Raw genomic sequence first — 16,013 nt, forward strand, 5'->3', positions numbered from 1 at the left:
AGCCGGGGCGCCGGCCGCCGGCTGGCCCGGCGCCACGCCCAGACCGGCCGCCATGGTCTGGCCCAGCGCCGCGCCAGCCGCCAGGCCCGCGCCGATGCCGGCGATACCGCCTTCGTTCTGCGCCGCCAGCGGGATCGAGGTGGCCGTCTGGTACTGGGTGAACTTGCCCAGGTCGCCGGCCATGCCCATCGAGATCCGCGTGTCCAGCGCCTTCTGCAGTTCTTCCGGCAGCGACACGTTCTCGACGGTGAAGTTGTCGAGCTTGACGCCGTAGCGATCGAACACCGGCGCCAGTTGCTCGGCGATGCTCTGCGACATCAGCCCCTGGTTGCCGGCAATGTCCAGGAACGGCACCTTCGAGCCGCCCAGCGCCGTGGTCATGGCCGCGACCACCATGTTGCGCAATTGCATTTCCAGGTCGTCGACGGTGTAGACATCGCGCGTGCCGCTGACCTCGCGGTAGAACGTGGCCGGATCGGTGATCTGATACGAATAGACGCCGAAGGCGCGCAGGCGCACCATGCCGAATTCGCTGTCGCGCAGCGTCACCGGCTGCGCCGTGCCCCAGCGCCGGCCCAGTTGCAGGCGGGTACTGAAGAAGATGACGTCCGACTTGAAAGGCGACTCGAACAGCTTGTCCCAGTTCTTCAGGTAGGTCAGCACCGGCAGGGTCTGGGTGGTCAGCTTGTACATGCCGGGGCCGAACACATCGGCCACCTTGCCTTCGTTGACGAACACCGCCATCTGCGACTCGCGCACGGTCAGGCTGGCGCCATACTGGATTTCGAAATCCTGCATCGGATGGCGCCAGGCCAGCACGCCGTCGCGATCCTCGTTCCATTGCAGGATGTCGATGAACTGCTTGCGGATAAATGAACCGAGACTCATGGCAAGTCCTCCTGTGTCGGATAGGGTCGACGCGCGCGGCCGCTCAGGTCAGGCAGGCGGCGTTGACCACGCCGGCGGCCAGCGAGATCGAACCGATCAGGCCGCCCATGGCGATGTTGTTTTCCTCGATGGCCTCGTGCAGGCCCTGGATGGCGCGCGACACGACGGCGTAGACCACCAGTTGCACCGCCATCGCCGCCAGGCCCCACACCAGGAACATGACGAAGCTGGCATGGATGGCGATGCTGGAGCAGAGCGTGAAGGAAAAGCCCACCAGCGCACCGCTGTAGGACAGCACCGCCGCGATATTGCCCTGGCGGATCAGCTCGAATTCCTTGTAGCGCGTCACGGCGGTGTAGACGGCGGTGAAAATGCCCAGCATGACCAGCGCCGAAACAATGTAGATCAGATAGGTCACCGCCGGATGCATCGCTTCTCCCATGATCGCCCCTCTCCAGGCTCTGATTGCGCGCAGTATATACGGCGCCTTCGATATACTGCGAACGCATTTTCTGAGTCGGAACCCCCATGCGCGACCGCGTTCTCATCCTGTCGGTATTGATCGTCGCATCCTGCGGCCTGGGCTACGAGCTCATCAGCAGCGCGCTGGCCAGCTATCTGCTGGGCGATTCGATCCTCCAATTCTCCTCCGTCATCGGCTGCTATCTGTTCGCGATGGGCATCGGATCGTGGTTGTCAAAATATGTAAAAGACGACGACGTTTTGAATCGGTTCATCGACGTCGAGCTGGCCGTCGCGTTATTGGGCGGGGTTTCCGCCGCGGTCCTGTTCCTGGTGTTCGCCTGGCTGTCGGCGCCGTTTCGCGCCGCCTTGTACGCCGGCGTCTTCATTATCGGACTGATGGTGGGCATGGAGATCCCGCTGGTGATGCGGGTGTTCAACCAGCGCAAGGCCGAGTTCCGCGAAATCGTCAGCCGCGTGCTGACCTTCGATTATCTCGGCGCGCTGGCGGTGTCGCTGATCTTCCCGCTGCTGTTGGCGCCCAAGCTGGGCCTGCTGCGCACCAGCTTCCTGTTCGGCATGCTCAATGCCGGGGTGGCACTGTGGACCACCTGGCTGTTCCGCGCCGAGATCCGGCGCCCGGCGGAACGGGCCATGCGCGGCTGCGTGGTGCTGGGCCTGCTGGCGCTGGGCTTCCTGTTTTCCGGTCAGATGACGGCGTGGGCCGAGAAGGGGCTGTATGGCGACGACGTGGTGCATGCCGAGACCACGCCCTACCAGCGCCTGGTGGTGACGCGCTGGCACGACGACCTGCGGCTGTACATCAACGGCAACCTGCAATTCTCGTCGCGCGACGAACACCGCTACCACGAATCGCTGGTGATCCCCGGCCTGCAGGCGCTGCCCTGGGCCCGCAACGTGCTGGTGCTGGGCGGCGGCGACGGCCTGGCGGTGCGCGAGATCCTCAAGTACAAGCATGTCGAGCATGTGACGCTGGTGGACCTGGACCCGGCAATGACCGGCCTGTTCTCGCGCTCCGAACCCCTGACCAAGCTGAACCAGGGTTCGCTGACCGATCCGCGCGTCACCGTCATCAACGACGACGCCGGCCGCTGGCTCGAAAGCCACGCCGAGGTCTACGACTTCATCGTGGTGGATTTCCCCGACCCGTCCAACTTCGGCCTGGGCCGCCTGTACTCGGTGCCGGTCTACCACCTGATGGCGCGCCACCTGGCCGAGAACGGCTATATGGTGATCCAGTCGACCTCGCCCTACTTCGCGCCGCGCTCGTTCTGGAGCGTGGACGCCACGCTCAAGGAAGCCGGCCTGAACACCTGGCCGTACCACGCCTACGTGCCATCATTCGGCGACTGGGGCTTCATCCTGGCCGGCAAGCGGCGCGACTACACCCCGCCGGACAAGGTCAGCGTGCCCACCCGCTACCTCGACCCCGCCACCCTGCGCGAGCTGTTCCACTTTCCCGCCGACATGCCGGCGCTGGCCATGCCGCCGAACCGCCTGAACGAGCAATCGCTGGTGCGCTACTTCGACGAGGACTGGCGCAAGGTCATCCGCTGATGCGCCGCCGCACCTTCCTGCTGGGCGCCGCCACCGCCGCCGCCGCGGGCACGGCGGGCTATTACCGTTCGCGCGTGGTCGAGACCACGCCCGAGGTGCGCTATCCCGGCATGCAGGCCGGCCACGCACTGCGCGATGGCGCCGCGCTACCGCCGTCCTCCGGCACCCGGCGCTGCCAGGTAGCGATCCTGGGGTCCGGCGTGGCCGGCCTGTCGTGCGCCTGGAAACTGGCGCGCGAGGGCTTCACCGATTTCGTGGTGGTCGAAGGCCCCGAGTACGGCGGCAACGCCGCCGCCGGCACCCGCGATAGCCTCGACTATCCGTTGGGCGCGCATTACCTGCCGCTGCCATCGATGCAGTCCACCCACGTGCGCGAGATGCTGGCCGACTTCGGCATCGCCGAACGCGACGCCTTCGGCGCGCGGCCTTATTACGACGAAGCCATCCTGGCGCACTCGCCGCAGGAACGGCTGCTGCGCGACGGCCGCTGGGAAGACGGCCTGCTGCCGATGCACGGGCTGCCCGCGGCCGATATCGATCAGCACCGCAAGTTCCTGGCGCTGGTCGAGCGGCTGCAGGGCGCGGTCGGCAACGATGGCCGCAAGGTCTTCTGCATCCCGATCGTGCTGTCCTCGCGCGACCCGGCCTGGCGCGCGCTGGACACGCTGACCTTCCGGCAATGGCTGGAGCGCGAAGGCTACACCTCGCCCGCGTTGCACTGGTACCTGAACTACTGCTGCCGCGATGACTACGGCGCGCCCTACGACCGGGTCTCGGCCTGGGCCGGTCTGCATTACTTCGCCAGCCGCGACGGCCACGCCGCCAACGCCAACGATGGCGCGGTGCTGACCTGGCCCGGCGGCCTGGCGCCGCTGGTGCAGCGGCTGCGCGGCGCCATCGACGCGCGGCTCGGCCACCGCAACTGGCTGCTGCCCGGCACCGCCGCGCGGCTGCGCGAAAGCGCCGCCGGCCCGCGCATCGATTGCCTCGCCGCGGGCGCGGCGGCCAGCGTCTTTACGCTGCAGGCGCAACGCGCGGTCTGCGCCATGCCGCTGTTCGTGGCGCAGCGCCTCCTGCCGGACATCCGCGCCTATGGCTACGATCCGGCCATGCATACCTCGCCGCACGCTCCCTGGCTGGTGTCGAACTTCGTCATGGACGGTTATCCGCGCGAGGCGCCGGGCGAGCCGCTGTCGTGGGACAACGTGGTCTACCAGGGCCAGGCGCTGGGCTACGTGGTCTCGACCCACCAGCTGCTGCGCGTGGCGCGCTCGCCGCGTACGGTGTTCACGGCCTACCACGCCCTGAGCAACCAGACGCCGCGGGCCGCGCGCCAATGGCTCGCCGACGCCCGGCCCGAGGCGCTGCGCGACGAAGCCGCCGTCGACCTGATCGCCGCGTATGGCGACGAATTCTGGCGCCGCGCCCGCCAGTTGGAGATCACGGTGCGCGGGCACGCCATGGCCTCGCCCTATTGCGGCTACCTGTCGAACGCCGGCCTGGCCGCCTTGCGCGAGGTCGACGGTCCGGTGCTGTTCGCCCATGCCGACCTGTCGGGCTATTCCGTGTTCGAGGAAGCGGCGTGGTGGGGCGTGGCGGCGGCGGGGCGTATCCTGGGACAACGGCCGGCGAGCTGACGCGGCGGGCGGCGCCGGCGCCGCAGGGCGTCAGCCGCGTCCTCATGGATATTCCTCGTCGCGCGGCGCCGGCCCCTGCCCTACAATCGGCCGCTATTTCCCTTGGACTCGCACCGATAAATCACGATGGGCAAGCAAGTCATTGTGCTGGGCGCCGGCATCGTCGGCGTCTGCTGCGCGCTGGAACTGCAGCGGCGCGGCCTGGACGTCACGCTGGTCGACCGCCAGGCGCCCGGCCAGGAAACCTCGGCCGGCAACGCCGGCGTCCTGGCCCGCAGTTCCCTGATGCCCTTCAACCATCCCGGCCTGTGGCGCCAGTTGCCGCGCCTGCTGCGCAACGACGCCGTGCAGTTCCGCTATCGCGCGTCCTATCTGGCGCGCAACCTGGGCTGGGCGGCCGGTTTCCTGGCGCGCGCCCGGCCGTCGGTGTTCTATGAAACCACGGCGGCGCTCGACGGCCTGATCCGGCTGTCCGCTGCCGAACACCTGCGCCTGCTGGACGCGGCCGGCATCCGGCATCGCCTGCGCGACAGCGGTTGGATCTTCCTGTATCGCAGCGAGCAGGCCTGGCACGGCAGCGCCCTGGCGCGCGCGGCCTACGCCCGCCACCAGGTCCCGACCCAGGCGCTGGCGCCCGCCGAGCTGGCGCAACTGGAACCCGCGCTGGCGCCGATCTTCGCGCGCGCGCTGTGGATCCAGGGCTCGTATTCCGTGGACGACCCCGGCGCCGTGACCGCCGCCTACGCCGACCTGTTCCAGCGCTCGGGCGGCACATTGCGGCGCCTGCGCGCCAGCGCGATCCGCCGCGACGGCGAACGCGGCTGGGAGGTGCAGGGCGATGCCGGCTCGGAAACGCTGACCGCGCCCGCCCTGGTGGTGGCGCTGGGCCCGTGGTCCAAGGCCTTGCTCAAGACCACCGGCATCGACCTGCCGCTGGCGTTCGAGCGCGGCTACCACATGCACTACGGCGCGGCCGATGGCCCCGCGCTGGGCCGCCCCGTGTACGACACGGGCGGCGGCTACGTGCTGTCGCCCATGGCGCGCGGCCTGCGGTTGACCACCGGGGTCGAACTGGACGATTGCGAGGCGCCCCCGCGCCCGGTGCAACTGGACCTAGCCGAGGCCCGGGCACGCGAAGCGATCGGCCTGGGCCCCCGGCTCGACCCAAAGGCCTGGCTGGGCCGCCGCCCCACGCTGCCGGACAGCCGCCCGATGATCGGTCAGGCGCCGCGCCATCCAGGTCTGTGGCTCGCGCTGGGCCACCAGCACATCGGCTTCAGCACGGCGCCCGGAACCGCTCGGATACTGGCCGAGCTGATGTGCGAAGACGGCGCCCCGGCCCGCCATGCGGCATTCCGGCCCGGCCGCTTCATCTAGGCCGTATCGACATTCAAAGAAGGCGCGCGCAGGCCGGCACTCGCCCGCCGCGGTCCAGCGAAAAACAAAACGTCCGGCGCGGCCTCCGATAGAAGGCCACGCCGGACGCGGTGATGGCGCCGGCCGGTGCGGCTTCGCGCCATCAGCCCAGCAGCAACGCGTCGTCCGACAGCTTCTCGCCGCGCACGCGCTCGAACATGGCCAGCAGGTCCGGCACGTCCATGCCGCGGCGTTCGTCACCGGACACGTCCAGCACCACCTGGCCCTGGTGCAGCATCACGGTGCGGTCGCCCACGTCCAGCGCCTGGCGCATGCTGTGGGTGACCATCATGGTGGTGAGCTTGCTTTCGGCCACGATGCGCGCCGTCAGTTGCAGCACGAAGTCGGCGGTGCGCGGGTCGAGCGCAGCGGTGTGCTCGTCCAGCAGCAGGATGCGCGACGGTTGCAGCGCCGCCATCAGCAGGCTCACGGCCTGCCGCTGGCCCCCCGAAAGCAGGCCGATGCGGTCGCTCAGGCGGTTTTCCAGGCCCAGGCCGAGCGTGGCCAGGCGTTCGCGGAACCCTTCCTTCATCGAAGCCTTGACCGCGCGGCCGTAGCCGCGGCGCGCACCGCGCAATTGCGCCAGCGCCATGTTCTCTTCGATGATCAGGTCTTCGCAGGTACCGGCCATGGGATCCTGGAACACGCGCGCCACGCGGCCGGCGCGGCCCCACACCGGCTGGCGCGTGACATCGGCGCCGTCGATCTCGATGCGGCCGGAATCGACCGGCAGGTCGCCCGAGACAGCATTCAGGAAGGTCGACTTGCCGGCGCCGTTGGAACCGATGACGGTGACGAACTGGCCCGAGGGGATCTCCAGCGACAGCCCGCGCAACGCGCGCGTTTCGATCGGCGTGCCGGCGTTGAAAGTGATCTTGAGGTCTTTTGCGGACAACATATCAGCGCCCCTTCTTGCCGACCAGCCGGCGCTTGAGCATGGGAATGACCAGGGCGATCGTGACCAGCACCGCGGTGACGAGGTTCAGGTCCTGCGCCTTCAGGCCGATGAAGTCGCTGTTCAGCGCCAGCGCGATGAAGAAGCGGTAGACAATGGCGCCGATGATGACGGCCAGCGTGGCCAGCACCAGCTTGCGCGACGGCAGGATGCTTTCGCCGACGATCACCGCGGCCAGGCCGATGACGATGGTGCCGATGCCCATGGAGATGTCGGAGCCGCCCTGGGTCTGCGCGAACAGCGCGCCGGCCATCGCGACCAGCGCGTTCGACAGCGCCATGCCGCCCAGGATCATGCGGCCGGTGTTGACGCCCTGCGCGCGGGCCATGCGGCCATTCGAGCCGGTGGCGCGCACCGCCAGGCCGGTCTGGGTGGCGAAGAACCAGTCCAGCGCCAGCTTGGCCAGGATCACGATGACCAGCAGGATCAGCGGCCGCGCCACGTAATCCGACAGCCATGCGGGCTGCAGAATAGTGAAGACGGTGGGCTCGGTGATCAGCGGCACGTTGGGCTTGCCCATGATGCGCAGGTTCACGGAATACAGCGCGATCATCATCAGGATGCTGGCCAGCAGATCCATGATCTTGAGCTTGACGTTGAGCCAACCGGTGACCAGGCCCGCCGCCGCGCCGGCGAACGTGGCGGCGACGGTGGCCAGGAACGGGTCGGTGCCCGCGGCGATCAACGTGGCACAGACGGCGCCGCCCAGCGGGAAGCTGCCGTCAACGGTCAGGTCCGGAAAGCGCAGCAGGCGAAAGGAGATATACACGCCCAAGGCCACCAGGCTGAAGATCAGGCCGATCTCCAGCGCGCCTAGCAACGAGAACAATGACATGGGACAAATCCAATCAGGTAAGAAACGAGCATATTAGAGATTCGGAACGTCCAACTTCTTGCGTTTCGGGATCAGTTTTACCCGAGCTTTCGCAATAAACGTTTCCTGCCGTGCGATTTTCTCTCGATTCCTGCCAAGGCGTCGCCGGGCTTGGCGGCCGGGGCCGCAAGCGGGCTGCTTGATGAACGCTCCGGGGAGCAAAACGCGGCGCGGCGGCCGGGGGCCGACATGCCGTTCAAGACCAACGCCTGCGCGCCGGGCCGCGCGCACCTTGTGGATGCTGCCGCCCTGGAAACCCCGCGTACCGGCGCGGGGCCAACAAGAAAACAAGATAAAACAAACCCCGCTCATGCCGGGTGGGCAGGAGCGGGGCCGGACGACTTGCGTTTTACTTTACCACCACCGCGGCCGACTTGATGATGGCGTCGGACAGCGTCACGCCCTGCTTGGCGGCGGCGCCCGGGTTCACGTACAGCTCCAGCTTGGAGATGGTTTCCGACGGGATCGCGCCGGGCTTCTCGCCCTTGAGGATGCGCACCACGATCTTGCCGGTCTGCACGCCCAGGTCACGGTAGTTGATCCCCAGGGCGGCGATGCCGCCGCGCTTGACGCTGTCGGTATCCGAGGCGATCAGCGGGATCTTGGCGTCGTTGCCGACCTTCACCAGCGACTCGTAGGCCGAGACCACGTTGTTGTCGGTGTTGGTGTAGATCACGTCGACCTTGCCGATCAGGCTGCGCGCGGCGGAAGCCACGTCAACCGAACGCGGCGCGGCGGCCTCGACCAGGCTCATGCCCGACTTGGGCAGCAGTTCCTGCAGCTTCTTGACCACCACGACCGAGTTGGCCTCGCCCGGGTTGTAGACCATGCCGACGCGCTTGGCGTTGGGCACGATCTTCTTGATCAGTTCGACCTGCTTGTCCAGCGCCAGCAGGTCCGACACGCCGGTGACGTTGGTGCCCGAGGCGTCCATGCTGGGTACCAGCTGGGCGGCGACCGGGTCGGTCACGGCGGAATACACCACCGGCACGTCCTTGGTGGCGGCCACCACGGCCTGGGCCGACGGGGTGGCGATGGCGACGATGGCGTCAGGCCGGTCGCCGACGAACTTGCGCGCGATCTGGGCCGCGGTGCCGGTGTTGCCCTGGGCGCTCTGGTACTGCCACTTCAGGTTCTTGCCCGGCTCGTAGCCGGCCTGCTTGAGGGCGTCCTGCACCCCGTCACGCACCGCATCCAGCGCCGGATGCTCGACGATGGCGGTAACCGCCACCGACTTCTGCTGCGCCGCCACCGGCGCGGCGATAGCCAGCGCCAGCGCCATCGCGCCAACCGTCAGAAAATGTTTTTTTCCGATCAGCATAGGTAAGCTCCTTGAACCCTGCGTTATTTGTTCATTGTTACGGCTGTTCCGCGGGCTTCCCCACGGGTCCGGACAGCCGTAAAGCCGTATAGTCTAACGTGTCGCAACCCAATTTCACTTGGGGGGAATCCCTGAAATGGTGCATGCGCGGCAGACGCGCCCCATGCCGGGGCGGACTGCGCCAATGCACAAAAAGCGCCACGCCCGCGCGACACGACATCCGAGACATCCAAAGGGCCACATCATGATCAAACGCGCACTCGGCCGTTCCGGCCTGCAGATCCCTCCCCTCACCTTCGGCGGCAACGTCTTCGGCTGGACCGTCGACGAGGCCGGCACGTTCTCGCTGCTGGACGCGCTGGTGGACGCCGGCCTGAACTTCATCGACACCGCCGATGTCTATTCGCGCTGGGTGCCCGGCAACCAGGGCGGCGAATCCGAAACCCTGATCGGCAAGTGGCTCAAGCGCTCGGGCAAGCGCGACCGCGTGCTGATCGCCACCAAGGTCGGCATGGAAATGGGCCCGGACGCCAAGGGCCTGGCGCCGGCCTACATCCGGCGCTCGCTGGAGGCCTCGCTGGCGCGGCTGCAGACCGACCACGTCGACCTGTACCAGTCGCACCAGGATGATCCCGCCACCCCGCTGACCGACACGCTGGGCGAATACGCCAAGCTGATCGAGGCCGGCAAGGTGCGCGCCATCGGCGCCTCCAACTACACGGCGGTGCGCCTGTCCGAAGCGCTGATCGCCAGCGAACGGCACAACCTGCCGCGCTACGAGAGCATCCAGCCCGAGTACAACCTCTACAGCCGCGAGCCGTTCGAGGCGCACCTGCAGGCGCTGGTCAAGGCGCAGGACTTGGGCACCATCAACTATTACGCGCTGGCCAGCGGCTTTCTCAGCGGCAAGTACCGCAGCCCGGCCGACGCCGGCAAGAGCGCGCGCGGCAAGAAGATCGTCGACACCTATCTGAACGAGCGCGGCGATCGCATCCTCAAGGCGCTGGACGACGTGGCCGAGGATGCCGGCTGTACGCCGGCCCAGGCCGCGCTGGCGTGGCAGATCGCGCAGCCCGGCATCACCTCGCCGATCGTCAGCGCCACCTCGCTGGCGCAGCTGGACGAACTGGTCAAGGCCGCCAGCCTGACGCTGACGCGCGACCAGCTGGCCAGGCTCAGCCTGGCCAGCGAGTGGCGTTGACGCGGGCGCGCGCCAACGCCGCGGGCGTCAATCCAGCTTGACGCCCGAATCGGACACCACCTTGGCCCAGCGCGACACTTCGCTATCGACGAACTTGCCGAAGGCCGGGCCGGTCAGGGTCGGAATGGCCGAGCCGTTGCCTTCCCAGGTTTCCTTGAGCTTGGGCGTGTTCAGGGCCTTGGTGATCTCCGCCGCCATGCGGTCCACGGCTTCCTGCGGGGTGCCGGCAGGCGCCCAGACCGCGTACCAGGTCGACACCACGTAGTTCGGCACGCCGGCCTCGGCCGCCGTCGGCACCTGCGGCAGCGACGGTGAACGCTTGTCGGCGGCCACCGCCAGGGGCTTGATCGCGCCCGCCCGGATGTGGCCGGCCGACGAGCCCAGGCCGTCGAACGCCAAGTCCACCTGCCCGCCGATCAAGGCCGACAGCATCGGGCCCGCGCCCTGATACGGCACATCGACCAGCTTGATGCCGGTCTGCATGGCGAACAGTTCGCCGGCCAGGTGGTGGGTGCTGCCCTTGCCGGCGGTGCCGAAGTTGATTTCACCGGGGTGCTTCTTGGCGTAATCGACGAATTCCTGCACCGTCTTGACCGGCAGCTTGGTGGAATTGATGACAATCACCTGCGGCGGTTGCGCCACCAACGCCACCGGCACGAAGTCCTTCTGGATGTTGTAGTTCAGGTTCTTGTACAGCGACGGCGCCAGGGCGTGGTGCGCGCCGCCCATGAAGAAGGTGTAGCCATCGGGCCTGGCCTTGGCGGCCACGCCGGCGCCGACGGTGCCGCCCGCGCCGCCCTTGTTGTCGATTACCACCGACTGGCCCAATTGCATCGTCAGTTGCTGGGCCAGGGGACGGGCAAACGTATCGGTGCCGCCTCCCGCGGGAAAGGGCACGATAAGCGTGATGGGCCGTTCCGGCCACGAGGCGGCGCCGGCGCTGCCGGCAAAACCTGCGGCCAGGGTGGCCAGCAGGGCCACGGCGAGTGTGCGGTATTTCATTGTTGTCTCCTCTCTTGCTGCAGCGTGGGGACGGCGCGTTTCCCGCGTCTCGTCTCTTGTGTTCTTGGATTGGAATGCTGCCTGGTTCGGGAATCGTTCTGAAAGGGATCGGGCTCCTTGGAAAAAAATGGCCGGTCCTCATGGACCGGCCCGGCATGATGGCGCTACAGCGCCTGGTAGGTTTCGCGCAGCACGTTCTTCTGCACCTTGCCCATGGTGTTGCGCGGCAGTTGGTCAACGATGTGGACGCGCTTGGGCACTTTGAAATTGGCGATGCGCGCCTTCAGTTCGGCCTGCATCGCAGCGGCATCGATGTTGGCGCCGTCCTTGGGCACCACCACCGCCACCACGGCTTCGCCGAAATCGGGATGCGGCACGCCGATGACGGCCGACTCGGCCACGCCCGGCATGTCGTCGATCAGGGTCTCGATCTCCTTCGGGTAGACGTTATAGCCGCCCGAGATGATCAGGTCCTTGCTGCGGCCGACGATCGACAGGTAGTCGACCGGCACGTCGCGGCCGGCGGATTCGCCGCCCCAGCGCCCCACATCGCCGGTCTTGAACCAGCCGTCCGCGGTGAATTCCTCGCGGGTCTTCTCCGGCATGCGCCAGTAGCCCGAGAACACATTGGGCCCGCGCACCTGCACATTGCCGATCTCGCCCGGCGCCAGCGCGATGCCGGCATCGTCCACCACCCGCACCTGCACGCCCGGCAGGGCCCGGCCCACGGTGCCGGCCAGGCGCTCGCCATCGGCCGGATCGTAGGGATTGGAAGTCAGCATGACGGTCTCGCTCATGCCATAGCGTTCCAGGATGGCGTGGCCGCTGCGCTCGCGGAAGTCGTTGAAGGTTTCCGACAGCAGCGGCGCCGAGCCCGAGATGAACAGGCGCATGTTGGCGCACACCTCGCGGTTGAAGCGCTTGTCGGCCAACAGCCGCACGTAGTATGTCGGCACGCCCATCATCACCGTGCTTTGCGGCAGGTAGCGCAAGGCCTGGTCGGCGTCCAGCTTGGGCAGCCAGATCATCTTGGCGCCGGCCAGCAGCGCGCCGTGCGAGGCCACGAACAGGCCATGCACGTGGAAGATCGGCAGCATGTGCAGCAGCACGTCGTCCGAACGCCAGCCCCAGTACTTGTGCAGCACCTGCGCGTTGGACGCCAGGTTGCCGTGCGACAGCATCGCACCCTTGCTGCGGCCGGTGGTGCCGGAGGTGTACAGGATGGCGGCCAGGTCGTCCGGCTTGCGCTTGACGGTCTTGAAGGTCTGCGACAGCCCGCCGGCCGCGTCCAGCAGGGTGCCGGTGCGGTCTTCGTCGAGCGTGTAGACGTAGGCGCAGCCGGCCTTGTCGGCGGCGCGCTGGACCCAGTCGCGGTTCTTGCTGGCGCAGACCACCACGGCGGGTTCGGCGTTGCCCAGGAAATACTCGATCTCGGCTTCGCGGTAGGCGGTATTCAGCGGCAGGTATACCAGGCCGGCGCGCAGTGTCGCCAGGTACAGCAGCAGGGCTTCGGGCGATTTCTCGACCTGCACCGCGACCCGCGCGCCTTCGGGCAGCTTGAGCGAACCCAGCAGGTTGGCCAGGCAGGCCGTGGCGCGGTCGATGTCGTCCCAGGTGTAGGCCAGCTCGGGGGTTTCGAGCGCGACCTGTTTGCGATCGGCGGGGAATCCGCCCTCCAGCACAGCGTATAGATTGGCGTTGCTCACCGTTTTCAGTCTCCGGAAAAGTGGGGGTCCACGCCGGCCAGGAAAGCGCGCACGCCCTCCTTGTGGTCCTGGCTGTCGGCGTAGGAGAAATAATCCTGGTATTCGGCTTCGGTCAAGGCCCCGCCCTGCATCAGGCGGGCGGACAGGCGTTTGTTGATGCGCGCGGCCAACGGCGCGCCCTGGCCGATGCGCTCGGCGCTGCGCAGGACCTGCGCGGCCACCTCGGCATCGGCCACGACGCGGGTCAGCAGGCCCAGTTCACGGGCCTCGGCAGCGCCGAACACGCGGCCTTCGAGCAGGATCGCCAGCGTGGCGGCGCGCCCGGCCAGCGCCAGCAGGCCGCGCATCTCGTCCGGCGCCATCGGAAAGCCCAGCCGGTTGATCGGCACGCCGAAGCGCGCCGACTGGCCGGCGATGCGCAGGTCGCATTGGCAGGCGATCTCCAGCCCGCCGCCGACGCACACGCCTTCGATCTGCGCCAGCACCGGCTGCGGGCATTGCGCCACGGCCTGCAGGGCCGGCGCCAGCACCTCGCGGTGATAGCGCTGCACGCCCGCGGCGTCGGCGCGTTCGACCGGGAACTCGCGGATGTCCGCGCCCGCGGCGAAATTGCCGCCCTCGCCGCGCACGATCACGCAGCGCACGTCGTCATCCGCGGCGATGCGCGTGAACACATCGCGCAGTTCGCGCCACATGCCCACGGTAATGGCGTTCAGGCGCCCCGGATGCGACAGCGTCACCCAGGCCAGCGGCCCGTCACGTTGCAGCAGCACACGGCCTGCCGTGTTGTCCATCATGTCCCCTCGGAAATTATCTTTTTTCTGTCCTGCGCGACGCGTCGCCGCTTCAGGCCGCGCGCCCCACGCTGCGGCTGACCTGGGGCTTGCCGTCATGCAGGCGCGCCAGGTTGCCGTCCAGTTCATCCAGGTCGTACAGGTAATTGACCATCAGCCCGCAGGACTGTTTGAGCCCCTTGGCCGAGGTGTCCGCCGCCCAGTTCAGGCGCTCGATGCGCGCGCCATTGCCCAGGTGAAAGCGCGCCACCGCATCCAGCGGCAGGCCATTCTTCATGGCCTGCAGATAGTGCGCGGCCAGGCGGAAAGCGGCGCGCTTGACCACGTCGGGCGTCTTTTTGCCTTGCGCCGCGCGCGCCAGCCGCGCTACCCAGCGCCGACCGTCGGGCACGCCGGCCCGCTGGCGCGCCTTGGCGCGCGACTTGTCCTCGCGCAGCATCGCCTCGACCGCCTCGGCGTCCAGCTTGCCGAGCCAGTCGGCGAAACCGGGAATCGGCGACAGCGTCGCGAACGACTTGAGCTTGGGCAGCTCCTCCAGCAATTGCTCGACCACGCGCTTGAGCAGGAAATTGCCAAAGCTGATGCCCTTCAGGCCCGGCTGGGTGTTCGAGATGGAATAGAAGATCGCCCAACGCGCCTTCTCCAGGTCCTGCGGCGGCGCGCTGCTGTCCAGCAACGCCTGCACGTTGTCGGCCATGCTGCCGGCGAACGCCACCTCGACGAAGATCAATGGCACGTCCGGCAATTGCGGGTGAAAGTAGGCATAGCAGCGGCGGTCCGGCGCCACGCGGTGGCGCAGATCGTCCCACGACTGGATCTCGTGCACGGCCTCGTAAAGGATCAGCTTTTCCAGCAATGATGCGGGCGAGTCCCAGGTCAGCGGCCGCAGCTCCAGCAGGCCGACGTCGAACCAGGCCGACAGCAGGCCCTCCAGGTCCTTGTCCAACGCCTGGATGCCGGCCACCTGCTTGCGCCAGCGCAGCATGTCGGCGCGCAGTTCGACCAGGAAGCGCAGGCCCAGCGGCTGCGCGTTGAAGCGCTTGAACAGGCGCACGCCCTCGCCGCCATCGCTGGCGAAGGTGCCGCGCACCTGCGCCAGCGCGGCCAGCATCAGGCGCCGGTCCTTGCCGTCGGCGGCGCCGTACTGGTCGCACCAGCGCCGCGCCAGCTTGTTGGCGGCCACGTCGGTCAGGCGCGCCTCGAACAGCCGCCGCACTTCGGATTCACTGGGCAGGCGGCCGCGCTCCCACAGGCGCCCCAGGCGCGTGATCAGGCTGTCGCCGGCCTCGGCGGCGTCCGTGTCGATCGGTTCGGCGTCAGGCGTGCGTGCGCCGCGCGCGGGGGCGAGATTGGCGGGTGCGTTCATGGACGGATTCCTCGGCTACGGGAAGATCGGAAAGCGGCGGCGCGTCATCGTCGGCGGCGGCCAACGCGCGCAGCACCTCAAGTTGGCGCATCAGGTGATGGCGCGCCAGCGCCTCGGCGCGCTCGGGGTCGCGGGCCTGGAGGGCCTCGAATATGGCCAGGTGCTCGGCACAGGATTCCTGGATGCGGCCGGGCCAGGCCAGGCTGCGGTGGCGCGACAGGCTCAGTACCTTGCGCAGATTGCCCACCATGTCGACCAGCCACTGATTGCCGGCGAGCGCCTGCACCGCTTCGTGGATCAGGTAGTTGGTCTGGTAATAGGCATCGACGCGGCCGGCGGCGGCATGGCCCGCCAGCGCCTCGTGCAGCGGCGCCAGCGCCGCCAACTGCGCGTCCGACGCCTTGCACGCCGCCTCATGGGCGCAGCGTCCTTCCAGCATGGCCATCAACGGGAAGATGTCTTCCAGGTCCTGCGCCGACAGCTCATTGACGAAGCAACCGCGGCGCGGCTCCAGCCGCACCAGCCCCTCGGTGGCCAGCACTTTGAGCGCCTCGCGCAGCGGCGTCCGCGAGATGCCCAGCTCGCCGGCCAGGCGCAGTTCGTCGATCCACTCGCCATTGCGCAGCGCGCGCGCATGGATCATGCCGCGCAGGCGATCCGCGACTTCCAGGTACAAGGCTTGCCGGACGATGGGAGAGGTCATGGGCAGACGGCCTGACGGCGCCGTAATTCATAATTATGAATAGGCCCATCATAGCGTCGTCCGGTGAATCCGTCCTAGAGGCAGACACTAAGGAATTGCCCTACCCTGGC

14 protein-coding genes are annotated in these 16,013 nt (G+C 67.9%); 4 read left to right on the plus strand and 10 right to left on the minus strand.

The genetic code is table 11. The features are described 5' to 3' along the window. Together HV701_RS22050 and HV701_RS22055 are read right to left on the minus strand one after the other, a co-directional pair. Nucleotides 1-888: SPFH domain-containing protein (locus HV701_RS22050; protein ID WP_175135143.1), on the minus strand; the 888-nt coding region annotated here is incomplete at its 3' end. A gap of 43 nt (nt 889-931) precedes the next feature. After that, the gene (locus HV701_RS22055) at nt 932-1,318 is read right to left on the minus strand and encodes a DUF350 domain-containing protein (protein WP_175135193.1); all 387 of its coding nucleotides are present in this window, start codon (nt 1,316-1,318) and stop codon (nt 932-934) included. Between the two features lie 98 nt (nt 1,319-1,416). Between HV701_RS22055 and HV701_RS22060 the strand changes: the two genes are divergently transcribed. From HV701_RS22060 to HV701_RS22070, 3 genes are all read left to right on the plus strand, one after another. Beyond that, nucleotides 1,417-2,928, plus strand: a complete 1,512-nt coding sequence (locus HV701_RS22060) for a polyamine aminopropyltransferase (protein WP_175135144.1) — start codon at nt 1,417-1,419, stop codon at nt 2,926-2,928. Then, nucleotides 2,928-4,565 (plus strand): NAD(P)-binding protein, encoded by a 1,638-nt coding sequence (locus HV701_RS22065; protein ID WP_175135145.1) that lies wholly within the window; start codon nt 2,928-2,930, stop codon nt 4,563-4,565. Before HV701_RS22060 ends, HV701_RS22065 begins: the two co-directional genes overlap by 1 nt. 126 nt (nt 4,566-4,691) lie before the next feature. Continuing rightward, nucleotides 4,692-5,942, plus strand: coding sequence for an NAD(P)/FAD-dependent oxidoreductase (locus HV701_RS22070; protein WP_175135146.1), 1,251 nt, complete (start codon nt 4,692-4,694; stop codon nt 5,940-5,942). Between the two features lie 142 nt (nt 5,943-6,084). Here the strand turns inward: HV701_RS22070 and HV701_RS22075 are convergent, their stop codons facing one another. From HV701_RS22075 to HV701_RS22085, 3 genes are all read right to left on the minus strand, one after another. After that, nucleotides 6,085-6,879 carry an ABC transporter ATP-binding protein gene (locus tag HV701_RS22075; RefSeq protein ID WP_175135147.1) on the minus strand — a complete coding sequence of 265 codons (795 nt, stop codon included), beginning with the start codon at nt 6,877-6,879 and terminating at the stop codon, nt 6,085-6,087. A gap of 1 nt (nt 6,880) precedes the next feature. Then, nucleotides 6,881-7,771 (minus strand): ABC transporter permease, encoded by an 891-nt coding sequence (locus tag HV701_RS22080; protein WP_175135148.1) that lies wholly within the window; start codon nt 7,769-7,771, stop codon nt 6,881-6,883. Nucleotides 7,772-8,159: 388 nt separating this feature from the next. Continuing rightward, complete coding sequence (locus HV701_RS22085; protein ID WP_175135149.1) at nt 8,160-9,131, minus strand: ABC transporter substrate-binding protein; 972 nt, start codon at nt 9,129-9,131, stop codon at nt 8,160-8,162. Nucleotides 9,132-9,375: 244 nt separating this feature from the next. Between HV701_RS22085 and HV701_RS22090 the strand changes: the two genes are divergently transcribed. After that, nucleotides 9,376-10,332, plus strand: coding sequence for an aldo/keto reductase (locus tag HV701_RS22090; protein ID WP_175135150.1), 957 nt, complete (start codon nt 9,376-9,378; stop codon nt 10,330-10,332). Between the two features lie 27 nt (nt 10,333-10,359). Here HV701_RS22090 and HV701_RS22095 read toward each other — a convergent pair whose 3' ends face one another. The 5 genes from HV701_RS22095 to HV701_RS22115 form a co-directional block, all read right to left on the minus strand. Beyond that, nucleotides 10,360-11,334 carry a Bug family tripartite tricarboxylate transporter substrate binding protein gene (locus HV701_RS22095; protein WP_175135151.1) on the minus strand — a complete coding sequence of 325 codons (975 nt, stop codon included), beginning with the start codon at nt 11,332-11,334 and terminating at the stop codon, nt 10,360-10,362. 164 nt (nt 11,335-11,498) lie between these two features. Next, nucleotides 11,499-13,040, minus strand: a complete 1,542-nt coding sequence (locus HV701_RS22100) for a malonate--CoA ligase (RefSeq protein ID WP_175135152.1) — start codon at nt 13,038-13,040, stop codon at nt 11,499-11,501. A gap of 5 nt (nt 13,041-13,045) precedes the next feature. Further along, nucleotides 13,046-13,837 (minus strand): enoyl-CoA hydratase/isomerase family protein, encoded by a 792-nt coding sequence (locus HV701_RS22105; RefSeq protein WP_175135153.1) that lies wholly within the window; start codon nt 13,835-13,837, stop codon nt 13,046-13,048. A gap of 49 nt (nt 13,838-13,886) precedes the next feature. Then, the gene (locus HV701_RS22110; RefSeq protein ID WP_175135154.1) at nt 13,887-15,200 is read right to left on the minus strand and encodes a malonyl-CoA decarboxylase domain-containing protein; all 1,314 of its coding nucleotides are present in this window, start codon (nt 15,198-15,200) and stop codon (nt 13,887-13,889) included. Further along, nucleotides 15,151-15,903 (minus strand): GntR family transcriptional regulator, encoded by a 753-nt coding sequence (locus tag HV701_RS22115; RefSeq protein ID WP_175135155.1) that lies wholly within the window; start codon nt 15,901-15,903, stop codon nt 15,151-15,153. Before HV701_RS22115 ends, HV701_RS22110 begins: the two co-directional genes overlap by 50 nt. Nucleotides 15,904-16,013: the final 110 nt, after the last annotated feature.

It is taken from the genome of Achromobacter pulmonis, assembly GCF_902859765.1.
Lineage (GTDB): Bacteria > Pseudomonadota > Gammaproteobacteria > Burkholderiales > Burkholderiaceae_B > Achromobacter > Achromobacter pulmonis.

What these genes read in the sequence shown, in the direction of transcription:
- HV701_RS22095 (WP_175135151.1), bottom strand. Translation starts at nt 11,334, where the DNA reads ATGAAATACCGCACACTCGCCGTGGCCCTGCTGGCCACCCTGGCCGCA.
- HV701_RS22065 (WP_175135145.1), top strand. Translation starts at nt 2,928, where the DNA reads ATGCGCCGCCGCACCTTCCTGCTGGGCGCCGCCACCGCCGCCGCCGCG.
- HV701_RS22075 (WP_175135147.1), bottom strand. Translation starts at nt 6,879, where the DNA reads ATGTTGTCCGCAAAAGACCTCAAGATCACTTTCAACGCCGGCACGCCG.
- HV701_RS22090 (WP_175135150.1), top strand. Translation starts at nt 9,376, where the DNA reads ATGATCAAACGCGCACTCGGCCGTTCCGGCCTGCAGATCCCTCCCCTC.
- HV701_RS22085 (WP_175135149.1), bottom strand. Translation starts at nt 9,131, where the DNA reads ATGCTGATCGGAAAAAAACATTTTCTGACGGTTGGCGCGATGGCGCTG.
- HV701_RS22055 (WP_175135193.1), bottom strand. Translation starts at nt 1,318, where the DNA reads ATGCATCCGGCGGTGACCTATCTGATCTACATTGTTTCGGCGCTGGTC.
- HV701_RS22060 (WP_175135144.1), top strand. Translation starts at nt 1,417, where the DNA reads ATGCGCGACCGCGTTCTCATCCTGTCGGTATTGATCGTCGCATCCTGC.
- HV701_RS22070 (WP_175135146.1), top strand. Translation starts at nt 4,692, where the DNA reads ATGGGCAAGCAAGTCATTGTGCTGGGCGCCGGCATCGTCGGCGTCTGC.
- HV701_RS22110 (WP_175135154.1), bottom strand. Translation starts at nt 15,200, where the DNA reads ATGAACGCACCCGCCAATCTCGCCCCCGCGCGCGGCGCACGCACGCCT.
- HV701_RS22080 (WP_175135148.1), bottom strand. Translation starts at nt 7,771, where the DNA reads ATGTCATTGTTCTCGTTGCTAGGCGCGCTGGAGATCGGCCTGATCTTC.
- HV701_RS22105 (WP_175135153.1), bottom strand. Translation starts at nt 13,837, where the DNA reads ATGATGGACAACACGGCAGGCCGTGTGCTGCTGCAACGTGACGGGCCG.
- HV701_RS22115 (WP_175135155.1), bottom strand. Translation starts at nt 15,903, where the DNA reads ATGACCTCTCCCATCGTCCGGCAAGCCTTGTACCTGGAAGTCGCGGAT.